The organism is Streptomyces sp. NPDC033270 (assembly GCF_055576575.1).
Genome location: NZ_JBVIRA010000026.1, coordinates 33,803 through 51,307 on the forward strand (window position 1 = coordinate 33,803; position 17,505 = coordinate 51,307).

The window sequence follows — 17,505 nt, forward strand, 5'->3', positions numbered from 1 at the left end:
ACAAGGCCCCCCCCCCCCCCCCCCCCTCCCCCCCCCCCCCCCCCCCCTCTCCCCCCCCCCCCCCCCCCCCCCCCTCCCCCCCCCCCCGGTGCCGTCTACGGCGCGTACGGGGCCCGGGGCCGATATCGTCCCCGACCGACGCCAGAAACCGTCCACGCCGAACGCCCGCCGACGTCTGTGAGGAGCGCGCCATGAACAGGCCATCGACCGGGTCCGGTGCCCCGGAGGAACTGCAGCGGCGGCTGGGTCTCTTCGACGCGGTGGTGATCGGCCTGGGGGCGATGATCGGTGCCGGGATCTTCGCCGCCCTGGCACCGGCGGCGCACGCGGCCGGGTCGGGGGTGCTGCTCGCGCTCGCCGTGGCGGCGGTGGTCGCGTACTGCAACGCCACCTCCTCGGCGCGGCTGGCGGCGCGGTACCCGGCGTCCGGCGGCACCTACGTCTACGGCCGCGAACGGCTGGGGGACTTCTGGGGGTACCTGGCCGGGTGGGCGTTCGTGGTCGGCAAGACCGCCTCCTGCGCGGCGATGGCACTGACCGTCGGCTCCTACGTATGGCCGTCCCAGGCGCACCCGGTCGCGGTGGCCGCCGTGGTGGCGCTGACCGCCGTCAACTACGCCGGGGTGCACAAGTCCGCCTGGCTCACCCGCGCGATCGTCGCCGTCGTGCTGGCCGTGCTCGCCGCGGTGGTGGGCACCGCCCTCACCTCCGGCGCCGCGGACCCCGGCCGGCTGGACATCGGCGGCGACGCCACGTTCGGTGGGCTGTTGCAGGCGGCGGGCCTGCTGTTCTTCGCGTTCGCCGGGTACGCGCGGATCGCCACCCTCGGCGAGGAGGTGCGCGACCCGGCCCGCACCATTCCCCGCGCCGTGCCCCTCGCCCTGTGCCTCACACTGATCGTCTACGCCGCCGTCGCGGTGGCGGCGCTGACCGTACTGGGGAGTCAGGGGCTGGCGGCGGCCCCCGCCCCGCTCGCCGACACGGTCCGCGCCGCGGGCCTGCCCGGCCTGGCTCCGGTGGTCCGCGCCGGTGCCGCGGTCGCCGCGCTCGGCTCGCTGCTGGCGCTGATCCTGGGCGTCTCGCGCACCACGCTGGCGATGGCCCGGGACCGCCACCTCCCCTCCGCCCTGGCCGCCGTCCACCCGCGCTACAAGGTGCCGCACCGCGCCGAACTGGCCGTCGGCGTGGTCGTGGCGGCCCTTGCGGCGACGGCGGACGTGCGCGGGGCGATCGGGTTCTCCTCCTTCGGAGTGCTGGCCTACTACGCCGTGGCCAACGCCAGCGCCTGGACCCTGGACCCGGACCGGGGACCTCTCCGGCGCGCGGTGCCGGTGCTCGGCCTGGCGGGCTGTCTGCTGCTGGCCTTCGCCCTGCCGCTGTCCTCGGTGCTCTCCGGGGCCGCGGTCCTGGCCGTCGGCGCGCTCGCCTACGGCCTGCGCCGTAAGGCCACCGTCTAGGGGGAGTGGGCAACACCACTGCCGGAGAGGCGCAGTTCGGATGCGGGGGGTGTGATAACCGTCTCAGCCCGTACCGCGAGTAGTGGGGCCATCGTGACTGGTGATCAATTCTGGTTACACTGTTACCAGTTGCGTACAACGGAGAGCGGCGATTCTCCTTGTATTCAACTAATGGTTTTGTTACCGCCTTGAGTGGGTCAGGTAGGCCCGACACCGTCGTCACCGCCGCGCCGCCCCCACGCGCCTTGCAGTTCCCCACGATTGAGGATGTTGATGGTTCGCACTGCGTCGTCACCCGGAGGATCTCATTCCGGCTCGGTTGCGGCGTGGTCGGCACCCGCTGTCGTGGCGGCCGCGGCGACGGTGGCCACCGCGGTGCTGGTACCGCCCGCGGCCACCTGGGCGGTGATCTGGTGCGGTGTGGTCGCCACGGCGGCCGTCGCCGTCCTCTCGGCGGCGGTGCTACGCCGCGGCCGGGCCCTGACCGAGCTGCACGCCACGGCACTTGAGCGGGAATCGCTCCTCGCCCAGCACCTGCGGCAGCAGGAGGCGGCGACGATCCGGCTGGCCGAGCAGCAGCTCCCGGTGGCCGTCAGCAGGCTCCAGGAAGGCGAGTTCGCCGAGGACGTGCTGCTGTCCCTCACCGTCGAGGACAACGGCCTCAGCCCGCAGTTCCGGGCGGCACACGAGGCGCTGCTGCGCTCGGTGGTCGAGGCGGTGCAGGCCGAGGAGTCCATGCGCGACTCCGCACAGCGCGGTGTGGTCAACGTCGCCCGCCGCGTCCAGGCCATCGTCCACCAGCAGGCGACGGACCTGCGCGCGATGGAGGACCGGCACGGCCAGGAGCCGGCGTTCTTCGCCGACCTGCTCAGGCTCGACCACGGCACGGCCCTGATCGGCCGCCTGGCCGACAGCATCGCCGTCCTCAGTGGCGCCCGGCCCGGACGCCAGTGGAGCAAGCCGGTGCCGCTCTACAGCGTGCTGCGCGGTGCGATGTCCCGGATCCTGGACTACCAGCGCGTCGAACTGCACTCCGTCGCCGAGGTCGCCGTCGTCGGCCCGGCCGTCGAGCCGCTCATCCACGCGCTGGCCGAGCTGCTGGACAACGCCACCCGGTACTCGCCGCCCAAGACCCGCGTCCATCTGACGGCGGTGGAAGTGCACATGGGCATCGCCATCGAGATCGAGGACGGCGGCATCGGCCTCAGCGAGGAGGCCCGCGCCCGGGCCGAGCGGATGCTGACCGAGGCCCGGGCCGGGATCGACCTCAAGGACCTCGGCGAGTCGCCGCGGCTGGGCCTCGCGGTCGTCGGCCGCCTGGCGCGGGCCTACGACTTCCAGGTGTCGCTGCCGCCCTCCGCCTACGGGGGAGTGCGCGCCGTACTGACCGTCCCGAAGGCGTCCATCACCACCGCGCCCGCACCGGGCAGGGCGCACGGCATCGGCGCCGCCTCCGGTCCGCGTACGGCACCGTCCCGCGGCTCGGCCCGGCCCGCCGCGCCGGCACCCGAGCAGACACCGAGCACACTTCCCGCGCCCCGGTCCATCACGGAGGCCCCCGGCGCAGTCGCTGCGGCCGCCCCCCTGGACCGTGCCGAGGAGCAACCCACCGGGACCGAGGTGACGGCCAGCGGCCTGCCGCAGCGGCGTCGGCGCTCTCCGAACCCTGCCCGCAGGACAGCCTCCGCCCGGCCGGGCCCGGCGGCGACGGCGCACGAGGAGCCGGCGCCCGGCGTCTGGATGGCCGAGCTGCGCAGTGGCCTCGCCGGCGAAAGGCCGACGTCGGCACCCGCCCGGACCAGCAACGACACGTCAGACAAGGGTGAGTAACCGATGTATCAGCGCGCGGACATGGACTGGATGCTCAAGGACCTCGCGGAGAGCGTCCCCCAGACCCGCCATATCGTGGTGCTGTCGTCGGACGGCCTGTGCATGGCCCGGTACGACACCTCCCCGGACACCGCCGACCGCCTCGCCGCCATCGGTTCGGGACTGCAGAGCCTCTCCGTGGCGGTGGCCTCCGAATTCCCGCACAGCGACGGCCGGATGAGAATGGTCGTCATCGAGGTCAGCGGCGGCTTCATGTACCTGATGGCCGCCGGTGCCGGTGCGCACCTGGCGGTGCTCGCCGACGAGGGCGTGGACGCGGGGCTCGTCGGACAGTGCATGCGCGACCTGGTGGCCCGTATAGGCGCCCATCTCACCAGCCCGCCGCGCACCGACGGGCGGACGGCGTGAGCGAATCCGATCGGGACTGGGCCCAGGGCGGTCCTGAGCGGTTGTACGTGATCACCGGGGGCCGGACCGGAAATGAGGAACAGGCCGAGCTCGACCTCGTCACGCTGATCGTCGCCCTGGAGGAATCGCAGCCGGGTATGCAGCCCGAGCACGCCGCGATCCTCCGGGTCTGCCGGTCGCCGCTGTCCGTGGCCGAGATCTCCGCGCATTTAGCGCTGCCCGCCAGTGTGGTCGGCGTGCTCCTCACCGACCTCCTGACCGACGGGCGGGTGGAGGCCCGTGCACCGGTCTCCACACTCCCCGACATAGCACTGATTGAGGCGGTTATCGATGGTCTCCAGAAGCTCTGACACCGTCACGGAGCCTCGGCGCGAGGACCAGCTGCCGTCGTCGGCCTCCGCGGCGGTCAAGATCGTGGTCGTGGGCGGCTTCGGCGTCGGCAAGACCACCCTCGTCCGCTCGGTGAGCGAGATCAGGCCGCTGACGACCGAGGAGACGATGACGGAGGCCAGCACCGACGTCGACGACGTCTCGGGTGTGGAGCGCAAGACCGCGACCACCGTGGCCATGGACTTCGGCAGGATCAGCCTCAACGAGGAGCTGGTGCTCTACCTGTTCGGCACGCCCGGCCAGCAGCGGTTCTGGTTCCTGTGGAACGGCCTGTTCGAAGGAGCGCTGGGCGCCGTCGTCCTGGTCGACACCCGGCGCCTCGAAGTCAGCTTCGATGTGATCGGCCGCCTGGAAGAGGCCGAAGTGCCCTTCGTGATCGCCGTCAACGCCTTCCCCGACGCGAACTCGTACGACACCGAGGAGCTGCGCGGTGCGCTGGACCTGCCGGAACAGGTGCCGATCGTGGTGTGTGACGCCCGCCAGCGGTCGTCGAGCCGGGACGTCCTGATCACACTGATGCGCTACCTGCGCTCCTTCGCCCAGACTTCGGAGCCCAATTGACCGCCGCCGACTTCCCCGCGCACGCCTCCGTCGCTCACCTCGCGCCGCCGCCGGGCTGCCCGGCGCACGGCCGTGCGCCCGAGACCCTGTACCGGCTGCACGACGCCGACGTCCAGGCCGACCTCGTGGGCGTGCAGGAGACCTTGCGCGCCGAGTACGGCCCGGTCGCACCGGTACTCGTCCACGGCGACCTCCCGGCCTGGCTGGTCCTCGGGCACCGCGAGAACCTGGAGATCCTGCGCACCCCGAGCGTCTTCTCCCGCGACTCCCGCCACTGGCGGGACATGGCCGAGGGAAGGGTGCCGCCCCACCACCCGCTGGCACCGATCACGACCTGGCAGCCGCTGTGCGTCTTCGTCGACGGCGAGGAGCACAAGCGGCTCCGCGGCGCCGTCACCGACAGCCTCGGGCGCTTCGAGTCCCGCGGCATCCGGCGCCACGTCACCCGCTTCACCGACCAGCTGGTCGACCGCTTCGCCGCGACGGGACAGGCCGACCTGGTGGGCCAGTTCGCCGCCGAACTCCCGCTGCTCGTCATGACGCAGCTGTTCGGCATGCCCGACGAGCACGGACCGAGTCTGGCGGCCGCCGTCCAGGACGTGCTCAACGGTACGCAGACCGCCGTGGCCAGCAACGACTTCATCACCCGCACCCTTCAGCAGCTGGTCGAACGCAAGCGTGCCGACCCCGGCCACGACTTCCCGTCCAAGCTGATCGAGCACTCCGCGGGCCTCGGCGACGACGAGATCCGCGAACATCTGCGGCTCATCCTCACCGCGGCGAACGAGACCACCGTCAACCTCATCGCGAACGCGCTGCGCATGGTGCTCACCGACCCGCGCTTCCGCGCGCATCTCACCGGCGGCCACATGACGCTGCCCGATGCGCTGGAGCAGGTCATGTGGGACGAGCCGCCGATGATGACGCTGCTGGGGCGCTGGGCGACCAGTGACACCCGGCTCGGCGAACAGACCATCAGGGCCGGCGACATGCTGCTGCTCGGCCTGCGGGCGGCGAACGCGGACCCCGCGATCCGCCCCGACCTGTCGGCACCGGTGCACGGCAACCGCTCGCACCTCGCCTTCAGCAGCGGTCCGCACGAGTGCCCGGGCCAGCACATCGGCAGGGCCATCGCCGACACCGCCGTCGACACCCTGCTCACCCGCCTGCCCGACCTCCGACTGGCCGTACCCGAGACCGAACTGGAGTGGTCCACCTCGCTGATGTACCGCCACCTCGTCGCGCTGCCGGTGCAGTTCACACCGAGCCGCCGGTAGCCGCGACCGGTCGCCTTCCCCGAGCCCCGTGAGCGGGCCCTCGTCAGCCATGCACCCCGGATGCGGAACGAGGCCCGCCCCCGGGGCATTTGGCGTGTTCCGGCAAGAGAAGACCTGGTCAAGGGTGAGCTTTATTACGCCACGGCTTGACGGCGATCCTGTCTTAAAGTGATGCCGATGTGGGAAGTGATGCCGCGGAGCACAGATGGGGCTTAAGAGCAAGACGGCTCGCCGAGGCTCCCGTAGAGGAAGGCGTCATGTGCCCTGGCAGGACGAAGAGCACCTGGACCGAGTCTGCGGACATCCCCCGATGGTGCCCCTGAGCTCCTTTCACGCGTTACGGACGGCGGATGCGGAACTGCGCGCCGCCGGCCCCCTGCGCCGGTCCCGAAAGCGTCGCGCGAGAGCGAACTGACCCCCGCCCACGGCCCGGCCACAAGGGCGCGCCGTTCGTCCCCGGGCGGAACACCGCCCCACGGCCGGCGGCACCCGTCCGCCCTCGCAGCCCTCCGGCGCACCGCACACCCCGCCCCGGCGCTCCGCTGCCGCCCGCATCACCCCATTCCCCCGTGTGGAGCTTTGATGAACACCAGCACGCCCGTCGCCGCCACCCGGCACCGCTCCCAGGCCCCCTCGGGCGCCTCCCTGCCCGTCCTCCTGGCCCGCCGGACCGCTCTGGCCCCCAAGAGTCCCGCCGTACGGGACGGCGACCGAACCTATGCGTACCGGGAGTTGGACGACTGGTCGCAGTCCATATCAAGGGCCCTGTACGACCTCGGCATACGCAGAGGCGACGCCGTCGCCGTCCTGGGCGTCCGCTCATGGGAGGCGACGGTCACCATGGCCGGCATCCTGAAGGCGGGCGCCGTATGCGTCCCCGTGGACGCCCAGTACCCCTCGGCCCGTTCGGCACAGATGCTCAACGACGCCCGCGCACGACTGGCCGTCGTCCTTCCCGGGCACGCCGCCGCGATGCCGGCGGACGGCGGCCCGGTCGAGTGGGTCGACTTCAACACCCTGATGGACACCCGCCCCGGCCCGTTGGGCGACAGCCCGACCGCCGTCGAGCGCGCTCCCGACGACAGCGCGTACATCCTGTTCACCTCCGGCACCACCGGACGCCCCAAGCCGGTGGTGTTCCCGCACCGCGCCGTGGCCCGGCTCGCAGCCGGGGCGCACCCCTGGTGCGCCGGCCCGGGCAAGCGCGTGCTGCAGACCTTCGGCCTCTCCTTCGACGGCGCCCTCTTCGAGACCTGGGCCACCCTGGTCAACGGGGGCTGCCTCGTCGTGGCCGAACGGGACGTACTGCTGGACACCGACCGGCTGCAGTCACTGATCCGTACGGAAGACATCACCCACGCCTTCCTGACCACCAGCCTGTTCCACCACACGGTGCGCACCCGCCCCGCGATCTTCGCCTCCCTGGACATGGTGCTGATCGGCGGTGAGGCGATGAACCCCGACCTGACGGCCGCGGTGTGCGCGGCCGGGCGCCCCCGCCACCTCATCAACGGCTACGGGCCGACCGAGGGCGGCATCATGGCCACGGCGTACGACGTCGACCACGTGCCGCCCGGTACGTCCGCCATCCCGATCGGGCGCCCGGTGGCCGGCAGCAGCTGCCATCTGCTGCGCGCCGACGGGACGTGGGCCGGCCCCGGCGAACAAGGGGAGATCTGCATCGGCGGCCAGGGCCTGGCCCTGGAGTACCTCGACCGGCCGGCCGAGACCGCCCGCGCCTTCCTCACCCGACGAACCCCCTCGGGTGAGACGCTCCGCCTCTACCGCAGCGGCGATCTGGGACGCCGGCGCCCGGACGGCACCCTCGAATTCCTGGGCCGGGCCGACCGGCAGGTCAAGATCCGCGGCTTCCGCGTCGAACTGGAGCCGGTGGAGGCCCTGCTGCGCGGGCACCCCGAGGTCGCCGAGGCCGCGGTGCTGGTCAGCGACCACGACGGGATAGGCAAGGGGCTCACCGCCTTCGTCACCCCGGCGCGCCCCGACTGCCCCCCGGACCCGGCGGCCCTGCGCACCCATCTCTCGGCGCAGCTGCCCCCGCACGCGCTCCCCACCCCCATCACCCCGTTGGAACGCCTCCCCCTCACGGCCAATGGGAAGATCGACTACCCGGCACTGCGCACCGCCGCGGCGTCGGGCACCACCCCGGGCGGCACCGGCGAGGGCGCCGACCACCACAGTGGCGACGTCGTCGCGGACATCTGGGCCGAGGTGCTCGGCACACCCGTGTCCGACTCCACCGACTTCTTCGCCGCCGGCGGCAACTCGCTGCTGGCCGCCCACACGGTCACCCGCACCCTCGCCCGGCTCGGTCTCCCCGCGGAGCGCTTCACGCCGCTGCTGCAGGGCCTGCTCGCCGACCCCGCGCTCGCGGCGTTCCGCTCGGCGACCTGCTGCCCGCCCGCCCCCCAGGGCGACTGCGCGGAGCCGGACTACGAGGCCGAAGCCCTTCTGCAGCCCCTTCCGCCCGCCACCGCCGGCCCCGCGCCCACGCCGACCCGGGCCCGACACATCCTGCTCACCGGGGCCACCGGATTCGTCGGCGCGTTCCTGCTCGAACGGCTGCTGAGGGACACCGACGCCACCGTCCACTGCCCGGTGCGGGCGGCGGACGAACCGCAGGCGAGGCGGCGGATACACGAGGCGCTGGCGCGCTACGGCGTCCGGCCCACCGACCCCGGACGCATCCGCCCGATACCCGCCGACCTGGCCCGCCCCGCACTGGGCCTGGCCACCGCCACCTTCGACCGGCTCGCGGACACCGTCGACCTGGTGGTGCACAACGCGGCGCATGTCAACTTCCTCTACCCCTACCGCCGGTTGCGGGGGGCCAACGTGGCGGCCGTCCGCACCCTCGTCCAGCTGGCGGGGCCGCGACGCGTCCCCCTCCACTACGTCTCCACCACGGCCGTGCTCGCCGGAAGCGGCGTCGGCGGCGTACGGCACGTCGACGAGGCCACCCCGCTCAGCCACCCCGAACTGCTCAGCATGGGCTACCCCGAGACCAAGTGGGTGGCCGAGCGCATGCTCGGCCACGCCGCCGGCGCCGGGCTGCCGGTCACCATCCACCGCCCCTACGAGATCACCGGTCACAGCCGCACCGGTGCCTGGAACACCACCAGCGCCATCTGCGCCGTCTTCGACGCCATCGTGGAGATGGGGGTGGCGCCCGCGGTGCCGCTCCCGCTCGACCTCGTGCCGGTGGACGCGGTCACCGACGCCATCGTCGGCATCGCCACCCGGCTCCCGCACCTCGGCGGCGTCGTCCATCTGACCAACCCCCGACCGGGGTTCCTCAGCGACATGGTCGACCGGATGCGCGCCGCCGGGCACCGCATCGACGACGTGAGTTACAAGGAGTGGACCGACGCGCTCGTCGCCCACGTCCACGCCCGTCCCACCGCGCCCGTGGCCCCGTTCACCCCGCTCTTCCTCACCCCGGCCAAGCAGGCCGGCTTCAGCGTCAAGGAGATGTACCTCGACACCGTCTTCCCCGAAGTGCGGCGCACCCGCACCGACGAGGTGTGGCCCTCGTGGACCGCGTCCTGCCCACCGGTGGACGACGCGCTGCTGGACCACTACCTCGCCTCCCTCAAGCGCGACGGCCTCCTTGGGGGCCGCGGCTGAGGTTCCCGTTCCCGGGACCGGGCGCCCTCCGCTGCAGGTTCCCGGTCCCGGGCCGGCTCACGACGTGACGACGTCCCGCAGCGGCTTGCCCGCCAGATGGCCCGTCACGTTCTCCACGGCGGCCAGCGCGATGCGGACCAGCGTCTCGCGGGTGACCCCCGCGACATGCGGGGAGAGGACCACGTTCGGGGCCTTGAGCAGGCGCAGGGCCGCCGTGGGCGGCTCGGGGTCGAAGACGTCGATCCCGGCGCCGGCCAGCGCGCCGGCCGTGAGCGCGTCGGCGAGGGCGTCCTGGTCGATCAGAGCGCCGCGCGCGGTGTTGACGACGAACGCGGTGGGCTTGAGCAGGGCGAGGCGCTCGGCGTCCAGGAGGTGGCGGGTCGCCTCGGTGAGCGGGGCGTGCAGGGTGACGTAGTCCGACGAGCGCAGCAGCTCGTCCAGGCCCAGATGGCGGGCGCCGCCGAGCCGGGCCTCGGTCTCCGGGGCGGCGCGCCTCGGTCCGGTGTAGACGACGGTCATGTCGAACGCGACGGCCCGGCGCGCCACTTCCGCACCGATATGGCCGAGGCCCACGATGCCCAGGGTCTTGCCGGACAGCTCGGTCAGGGACCGCTGCAGCCGCGGCAGTGCCCAGTCGGCCTCGACCAGGGCCGTGTGGGCCGGCACGAGTTGCTTGGCGAGGGCGAGCATGAGGGCGAAGGTCTGCTCGGCCACGTTCTGCTTCTCCGCGCCGCTGGAGCCGATGGTGCAGACCGGGACGCCCCGCTCGCGGGCGGCGGCCAGATCGACGTAGTCGAAGCCGTGGCTGGCGCACTGGACGAGCTCCAGGTCCGGTGCGGCGGCGAGGTGTTCGGCGGTGACCGGGCCCAGCCCGGTGATGATGACGTGGGCCGCGCGCAGCGCCGCGGGGTCCTCGTCCGTCGTCTCGACGACGGTGACGCGGGCCCGGCCGGGGAAGACCTCGGCGAGCGCGGCACCGGCGGCGCGGCCGCCCACATGCGGCGAGATGACGGCGAGGACGTTCTTCAGGGCCGTGGCGGTCGTGGGCTCGGCGGTCATCGGGCTTCCTCGGTGAGGTCGTCGGCGGACGGTGTGGTGGGGCGGGAGTGGCCGGACAGGGCCAGGGTCAGGTCGAACTCGGCGAGCAGGCAGCGGATGACGTGCTCGACGCCCGCCTGGCCGTCCAGCCCGAGTCCGTACGCGTATGGGCGCCCCACCAGCACCGCACGCGCGCCCAGCGCGAGGGCCTTGAAGATGTCGTCGCCGGTGCGGATGCCGCTGTCGAAGAGGACGGTGAGCCGGTCGCCGGCCGCGTCGACGACCCGGGGCAGCGCGTCCGCGGCGGCGACGGCGCCCGCCACCTGGCGCCCGCCGTGGTTGGAGACGACCACACCGTCCACGCCGGCCTCGGCGGCACGCCGCGCGTCATCCGGGTGCAGGACGCCCTTGAGCACGATCGGCCCGTCCCAGTTCTCCCGCAGGAACGCCAGGTCCGGCCAGGTCTTGGCGGGGTCGGCGAACATCCCCACGAAGTGCCGCACGGCCGCCTGCGGATCCTCGTGCACCGGCTTGGCCAGGCCCGCCCGGAACGCGGGGTCGCTGAAGTAGTTGGCGGTGCCCACGCCGTGCAGGAACGGCAGATACGCCCGGTCCAGGTCACGCGGACGCCAGCCCAGGAGCGGAGTGTCGAGCGTGACGAACAGCGTGCTGTAGCCGGCCGCTTTGGCCCTGGTCAGAAAGCTCGCGGTGACCTCGCGGTCCTTCGCCCAGTACAGCTGGAACCACCGTTCGCCGTCGCCCATCGCCTCGGCGACCGCCTCCATGGGAGTGCTGGAGGCGGAGGAGAGGATGTAGGGCACGCCCTGTGCCGCGGCGGCCCGTGCGGCCGCGGACTCGGCCTCCGGGTGCATGATCGACAGCACGCCCAGCGGCGCGAGGGCGAGCGGCGCCGGCAGCGACCGGCCCAGCACCTCCACGGACAGGTCGCGTTGCTGCACATCGCGCAGGACGCGCGGCACGATCCGCCGGCGGTCCAGTGCGGCACGGTTGGCGGCCGCGGTGCTGCCGGTGCCCGCGCTGCCCGCCACATAGCCGACCGGGCCGTGGCCCAGGCGCTGCTCGGTGAGCTCCTCCAGCCGGGTCAGATCCGTCGGCAGCCGGGGAACGGAGCCGGTCATGCCCTGGAGATAGATCTCGTACTGGAAGTCCGCCCAGTGCTTCGCCATCCGTACGTCCCGCCTCTCTTCTCTGAGAACGCGTGTTCCACCGAGATCCTGGCGAGGGCGATGCGATCCGTCCACTGCGCGGAGCACCACGCGGGGAGCCGGCGGAGAATTCGCCACTCCGCCACGAGGGGACGCGCGGCCCCTACGCCCGGTCGCGGGAGAGCGCCGGGAGCCGCAGCCGCCGCGCGATGTCGTCGTCGAAGTCCGCGCAGAACGCGCCGAGGAGGTCTTCGAGGTGCTCCATGGAGCGGGCGGCGTACAGGACGGGCTGGTAGCCGGAGATCCGGTACGCGGTGCCGGCCGCGGCAAGGAGGTCCAGCTCGCGTACCTCCCGGCTGTCGTGGGCGGCGATCTCGCCGTACGACGACAACAGGGCCGCGCCGAAGGCCTTGGGCGTGCCGGATTCCGTGATCAGCCCGTATTCGAGGGTGAACCAGTACACCCGGCTGAGAACGTCGAGGGCCTCCTCGGTACGGACGTGGTTGGCCGCCTCGCCGATGAGGCGGTAGAGGTGGGCGACGCGCGGGTCGGACAGATGGATGCCGTGGCCGAACACGTCGTGCAGCACGTCGGGTTCGGGGGTGTAGAGCGGGACGGCGGGGTGCCGGACGAACTGCACGGCGTGGAAGTAGCCGTACTCCATCGCTCCCAGGAACCGCTCGTTGGGCACCACCCCGCCGGCCAGCGTTAAGGCGAAGCCCGTACGGGGCGTGAGACGGGCACTGACCTCCGCGTGCTGCGGAATCCGCTCGGCGGGGATGGCCGCGTCCTCGCCGGCGTCGAGCACCGCGCGGCACGCGTGGGCGCGGTGCGCGGAGCCGAGCGCCTCGTGCACCACCCGCCAGGTGCGGTGCTCCGCCTCGGTGTAGTCGACGGATGCGTAGGGCGCCCCGACGCGGTGCCCGTCGGCCGGGGCGGCGAGTGCGGCGCGGCGCCGCAGATAGGCCGGGTCGCGGCGGCCGGGGTGCTGGGACGGGCCGCCCAGCCGGCCGTCGGCGGAAATGGGGGTGTGACTCCGCGCCGTACTCATGACGATGACATTCCGGCGGCCTGTACAGAGCGCTCGGCGGTCGGCGGACCGCCGCTTCCGGCGCGGGCCCGGCCGGCCGGCGCCAGGCCTCGATCAAGTTTCCCATGAGCGGTCGAAGGGTGCATCCGCGGAGAGAACAGGCAAGGCGGTGAGAACGTGAAATACGGCCGGAAAGGAACGTTCCGGAAGGCTCTGTGAGTGAACGTCGTTCAGAGATCCAACTCATGCCTCACTTTTGTATCGTTATTGCCTCGATTCTTGACGATGGGGTGGAGGGTGACGTTCACTTCAGCCGTTCTGGGCCGGGTCAGGCGGCCCCATGGGAGGTACCGAAAAAATGAATGCAATAATGCGGCGTGCCGTCACCGGCGCAGTGGCCCTTTCGCTGGCGGCGCCCTTGGCGGCCTGCGGGAAGGAACAGCAGGACGCCGGGGCCGGCAAGGATGCCATTGGTCTGCTCCTCCCGGAGAACAAAGCGGACCGCTACGAGAAGTTCGACCGCCGCATCATTACGTCCCGGATAGCCTCGCTCTGCCTTGAATGCAAGGTGGAATACGGGAATGCCGAGCAGCAGGTCGACACGCAGAAGAGACAGTTCGACGCCCTGGTGAAGAAGGGTGTCAAGGTCATCATTCTGGACCCGGTCGACTCCCAGGCGGTCAAGGGCTGGGTGAGCTCCGCGGCCAAGAAGGGCGTCCAGGTCATCGCGTACGACCGGCTCGCCGAGGGTGATGTCGCCGCTTACGTGTCCTACGACAACGAGAAGATCGGCCAGCTCCAGGGCAAGGGCATGCTGACCGCTCTCGGCTCGGGGGCGGCCTCCGCCGATGTCGTCATGATGAACGGCTCGCCGACCGACCCGAACGCGCCGGCCTACAAGAAGGGCGCCCATTCCGTCCTCGACGGCAAGGTGCACAAGATCATCTTCGAGAAGGACATCCCCGACTGGTCCGCCGCGACGGCCAAGCAGAAGATGACCGACGTCATCAACGCGCATGGCGCACAAGGATTTGACGCCGTTTACTCGGCCAATGACGGTATGGCGGGCGGTATCGCCGCGGCGCTCAAGTCGGCCGGCATCAAGGATGTTCCGGTCGGCGGCCAGGACGCCGAACTCCCCGCGCTCCAGCGGCTGGTCACCGGCACCCAGTCCTTCACCATTTACAAGGACGTCCGGCCGGAGGCCGAAACCGCCGCAGAAATCGCGTTCCGTCTGCTGCGCGGGAAGAGCATCAGCTCCCTGACGACCACCACGGCCGGCAACAGCACCAAGTCCGGTATCCCGGCCCGGCTGTTCGACGCGAGGATCGTCACCAGGAAGAACCTCAAGGACACCGTCGTCCGCGACGGCGTCGTCCGGACCGACCTGCTCTGCGCCGATCTCGCCGACGCGTGCAAGTCGCTGGGCATGGAGTGAGCACCCGGTTAGCCGGTACGGCACGGTCATCACCCGTTGCCGGACAACGGCGGACACCCGACGGCCACCTCCGCGCAGGACAGCGGAGGTGGCCGTCCGGCGTTCGGTCCCTGCCCCGGGACGGGCCGCCGTCCGGCCCCGCCCTGGGACGGGTCGGCGTCCGGCCCGGCCCCGACGGCCGGTGACCGCCACCGGTGAGACCAGTCAGGCAGACCGCACCGGCTGCTCCAGCCAGTCGTACGCGGCCCGTGCCGTGAACTCCCCCTGACCGCCCCTGAACAGCAGCCCGGCCCGCGCGAAGGCCGGGTCGTCGGCGGTGGCGGCCACATACGGGACGGCGATGCACCGCATACCCGCCCGGTGAGCCGCGTGCGCACCGGGCGCCGCGTCCTCCAGCACCACACACTCCGCCGGCTCGACACCGAGCCGGCGCGCGGCCTCCAGGAACACATCCGGCGCGGGCTTGCCGTGCGCCACCTCCTCGGCCGATACCAGCGTGGTCAGCAGCGCGTCGAGCCCCGTACCGGTCAGCACCGCCTCGATCGCGGCCCGCGACGAACCGGACGCCACCGCCATCGGGTGCCCGGCCGCGGCCAGGTGCTCGACGAACGCGCGCATCTCCGGGAAGACCTCGGTGTGCGCCCGCGCCAGCTCCAGATACGTGCGGTTCGCGCCGGCCAGCAGCTCCTCGACCGGCGCGTCGATACCCAGCTCCCGGCTGAGGATCTCCAGGGTCTCGCGGGTGCCGATGCCGATGAAGCGGGTGTGCTGCTCCCAGCTGAAGTCCGCCCGGCCGTAGCCGGCCAGCAGCCGGCGCCCCGCCTCGTAGTAGTTCGGCTCGCTGTCCACCAGCGTGCCGTCGAGATCGAAGATCACCGGAGTGCGCCGGGCGACGGTGCCGGGTGGGACCTGGGAGGCGGGGGAGGCGCTCATGCCCTCCAGCATGCCAAGGCGCGCCGCGGCCCGGCGCCCCGCCTCAGCGCTGCTTGGCCGCTCCCCCCACCGCTTCGACCAGCGGCAGCATCCGATGCGGCACCCGCTCGCGCAGCGCCATCTCCGTACGGGTGCGGACCACGCCCGGCAGGCTGATCAGCCGCTGGATCACATCCTCCAGGTGCGCCGCGTCCCGGGCCACCACCCGGGTGAGCAGGTCCCCGCCACCGGTCGTCGAGAACGCCTCGATGATCTGTGGCACCTCGGCCAGCGCGGCGGCGACCTCCTCCAGACGCCCCTGGGTGACCTCGATGTGGACGAAGGCCAGCACCGGGTGGCCCAGCGCGGCGGGAGAGAGCCGGGGGCCGTAGGCGGTGATCACACCCTCCCGTTCGAGCCGGTCCAGCCGGGCCTGGACGGTGCCCCTGGCCACCCCGAGCAGCCGGGCGTACTCCCGCACGCTGGTACGCGGCTGCTCCAGCAGCAGCCGGAGGATCTTGGCATCCAGGGCGTCCACGGGCATGGTCCAACGGCCCCCTCTCGGTCGACGAAGTCTCCTGCCGAATGTACCAATGGCCCAGTCAACACAGCGACGGTTGAGCCAGCTGCCCTGTCGGTGCTTACCTCTTCCACAGATGGCGTTGCAGGGCTGCGCCCGACCGGCAAGGGAGCCGGTCCGGACCCCCGCAGCGCCTTTGTCCTGTCCGCCGGCAGGTGTGTGTGCGGCGGCGCGTCGAATCGGGCCGGATCGGGCCGGAGCAGAAGGGGGCGGTTTCCGCACGTGAAGAGGATCTTTGTGGCACCGGACCCGGGCCGGCTGCGCCTGCGTACGTCCCTGCGGGCCGTCCTGGGGGTCGCGCTCGCCGTCACCGCCGCCGAACTGGCCGGGCTCCCGCTGCCGGCCTCGATCCTCGGCGGTCTCACGGCGCTCCTGGCCCTCTTCACCGTCGGCGACCCGACCGTCCGCGGCCAGGCCGGCACCACCGCCCTGCTGCCGGTCGTCGGGCTGCCCGTCCTCGCCCTCGCCACCGCCCTGCACGAGCTGCCGACGGCGCGTGACGCGGTCTTCCTGCTCGTGGTCTTCTGCGGGGTCTACGCCCGCCGCTGGGGGCCGCGCGGCCAGGCACTGGGCATCTTCGCGTTCATGATGATCTTCGCGGCGCAGTTTCTGCACGCCGTTCCCGCGCAGCTCCCGCAGCTCGCCGCGGCGGTGGCGCTGGCGCTCGTCGCGAGCAGCACGGTCCGCTTCGGCATCTGGTGCCTGGAGCGGCGCACCCCGCCGCCGGCCGCCCCCGCCCCGCTCGTGAGCCGCGGTCTCGCCCGCCCCACCACCCGGCTCGCCGTCCAGAACACCCTGGCCTGCGCGCTCGCCCTCGCGGTCGGCCAGGCGGTCTCCAGCGAACGCTGGTACTGGGCCGTGGGCACCGCCTGGTGGATCTTCGTCAACACCTCCTCCCGTGGGGAGACGCTGGTCCGCGGCTTCCGCCGGGTGGTGGGCACCGTCGTCGGCATCGCGGCCGGCTTGGTGGTCGCCGTCCCGCTGCACGGCGCCGCAGCCCCCACCGCCGCCCTGGTCGCCGTCTGCGTGTTCGGCATCTTCTACACCGCGGGCCCCTCGTACAGCTGGATGATGTTCTTCGTCACCGTCATGGCCGGGCTGCTGTACGGCCTGCTGGGCGTGCTGCACCCCGGACTCCTCGCGCTGCGCTTCGAGCAGACCCTCGTCGGCGCGCTGGGCGCGGTACTGGCCGTCGCGCTGGTGCTGCCGGTCACCACGCACGCCGCGACCGACGCCTGGATCCAGCGCGCCGTGACATGTGTCCGCGACTGCACCGCCGCCTCCGCCCGCCGGCTGGCCGGTGATCTGCACGCCGACCCGTCCCCGCACGTCGCCGAGCTCGAACTGCTGCTGGCACGGGTGCGGCTCTCGCTCGCCCCGCTGCTGCATCCGCTGAACCCGCTGCGGCACCGCAAGGCCCGGGCCCGCCAGGTCATGACCCACCTCGACGACTGCGCCGCGCAGGTCCGGGGCCTGGCCGAGGTGGCCGCCGACCCGGCCGCCTCGCACGACGCCCGGCTGACCGCCGCCTGCCAGCGCGTCGAGGCCGTCGTCGGCACCCTCTTCGCACCCGGCGCCGAGCCCGCCGCCACCCCCGAGACCCCCGCCGCCACCGCGCACCACCACCCCGGCGCCGAACGCGCCCTGGCGCATCTGCACAGCCTGGAGTCCGCCCTCACCGCCCTCGCCCATCCGGTGCGCAGCTCACCGAGGGCACCGTTCGCGGCGTCCTGAGGCCGCGCCGGGACTCCTCGCCGCCGCGTTCCGGCCACC

Annotated in this window: 14 protein-coding genes; 9 read left to right on the plus strand and 5 right to left on the minus strand. The window is 72.5% G+C overall.

Translation table 11 applies throughout. From position 1 onward, the window contains the following. Positions 1–191: 191 nt before the first annotated feature. The 7 genes from ACZ5XZ_RS30230 to ACZ5XZ_RS30260 all read left to right on the plus strand — a co-directional run bounded on the left by ACZ5XZ_RS30230 (position 192) and on the right by ACZ5XZ_RS30260 (position 9,568). Positions 192–1,457, plus strand: a complete 1,266-nt coding sequence (locus tag ACZ5XZ_RS30230) for an APC family permease (RefSeq protein ID WP_468983620.1) — start codon at positions 192–194, stop codon at positions 1,455–1,457. A 273-nt stretch (positions 1,458–1,730) separates the two neighbouring features. Beyond that, positions 1,731–3,287: a sensor histidine kinase gene (locus ACZ5XZ_RS30235; protein ID WP_468983622.1), complete on the plus strand. Its 1,557-nt coding sequence runs from the start codon at positions 1,731–1,733 to the stop codon at positions 3,285–3,287. 3 nt (positions 3,288–3,290) lie between these two features. After that, positions 3,291–3,695, plus strand: coding sequence for a roadblock/LC7 domain-containing protein (locus tag ACZ5XZ_RS30240; RefSeq protein WP_384427578.1), 405 nt, complete (start codon positions 3,291–3,293; stop codon positions 3,693–3,695). Next, a complete protein-coding gene (locus ACZ5XZ_RS30245) occupies positions 3,692–4,045 on the plus strand; it encodes a DUF742 domain-containing protein (RefSeq protein WP_468983624.1) in 354 nt (117 codons plus the stop codon). The genes ACZ5XZ_RS30240 and ACZ5XZ_RS30245 overlap by 4 nt, the downstream gene beginning before the upstream one ends. Continuing rightward, complete coding sequence (locus ACZ5XZ_RS30250; protein ID WP_468983626.1) at positions 4,026–4,646, plus strand: GTP-binding protein; 621 nt, start codon at positions 4,026–4,028, stop codon at positions 4,644–4,646. Before ACZ5XZ_RS30245 ends, ACZ5XZ_RS30250 begins: the two co-directional genes overlap by 20 nt. Then, complete coding sequence (locus tag ACZ5XZ_RS30255; protein WP_468983629.1) at positions 4,643–5,923, plus strand: cytochrome P450; 1,281 nt, start codon at positions 4,643–4,645, stop codon at positions 5,921–5,923. Before ACZ5XZ_RS30250 ends, ACZ5XZ_RS30255 begins: the two co-directional genes overlap by 4 nt. Before the next feature lie 582 nt (positions 5,924–6,505). Then, positions 6,506–9,568, plus strand: a complete 3,063-nt coding sequence (locus tag ACZ5XZ_RS30260) for a non-ribosomal peptide synthetase (protein ID WP_468983630.1) — start codon at positions 6,506–6,508, stop codon at positions 9,566–9,568. 57 nt (positions 9,569–9,625) lie between these two features. Here ACZ5XZ_RS30260 and ACZ5XZ_RS30265 read toward each other — a convergent pair whose 3' ends face one another. The 3 genes from ACZ5XZ_RS30265 to ACZ5XZ_RS30275 form a co-directional block, all read right to left on the minus strand. Next, positions 9,626–10,627, minus strand: coding sequence for a 2-hydroxyacid dehydrogenase (locus ACZ5XZ_RS30265; protein ID WP_468983633.1), 1,002 nt, complete (start codon positions 10,625–10,627; stop codon positions 9,626–9,628). Next, the gene (locus tag ACZ5XZ_RS30270) at positions 10,624–11,793 is read right to left on the minus strand and encodes a lactate 2-monooxygenase (RefSeq protein WP_468983635.1); all 1,170 of its coding nucleotides are present in this window, start codon (positions 11,791–11,793) and stop codon (positions 10,624–10,626) included. Before ACZ5XZ_RS30270 ends, ACZ5XZ_RS30265 begins: the two co-directional genes overlap by 4 nt. Before the next feature lie 142 nt (positions 11,794–11,935). Next, positions 11,936–12,823 carry a phenylalanine 4-monooxygenase gene (locus ACZ5XZ_RS30275; RefSeq protein WP_468983638.1) on the minus strand — a complete coding sequence of 296 codons (888 nt, stop codon included), beginning with the start codon at positions 12,821–12,823 and terminating at the stop codon, positions 11,936–11,938. 337 nt (positions 12,824–13,160) lie between these two features. On the opposite strand from ACZ5XZ_RS30275, the gene ACZ5XZ_RS30280 reads away from it, so the two are divergent. Beyond that, entirely contained in the window at positions 13,161–14,240 is a 1,080-nt protein-coding gene (locus ACZ5XZ_RS30280) for a sugar ABC transporter substrate-binding protein (RefSeq protein WP_468983813.1), read from the plus strand. A 204-nt stretch (positions 14,241–14,444) separates the two neighbouring features. On the opposite strand, the gene ACZ5XZ_RS30285 is transcribed toward ACZ5XZ_RS30280, so the two are convergent. Beyond that, entirely contained in the window at positions 14,445–15,173 is a 729-nt protein-coding gene (locus ACZ5XZ_RS30285) for an HAD family hydrolase (RefSeq protein ID WP_468983641.1), read from the minus strand. 43 nt (positions 15,174–15,216) lie between these two features. Further along, entirely contained in the window at positions 15,217–15,696 is a 480-nt protein-coding gene (locus ACZ5XZ_RS30290; protein ID WP_468983642.1) for an Lrp/AsnC family transcriptional regulator, read from the minus strand. A gap of 267 nt (positions 15,697–15,963) precedes the next feature. Here ACZ5XZ_RS30290 and ACZ5XZ_RS30295 point away from each other — a divergent pair, with 267 nt between their 5' ends. Beyond that, on the plus strand, positions 15,964–17,466 hold the full coding sequence (locus ACZ5XZ_RS30295) for an FUSC family protein (protein ID WP_468983816.1): 1,503 nt from the start codon (positions 15,964–15,966) through the stop codon (positions 17,464–17,466). The last annotated feature ends 39 nt before the right edge of the window (positions 17,467–17,505 follow it).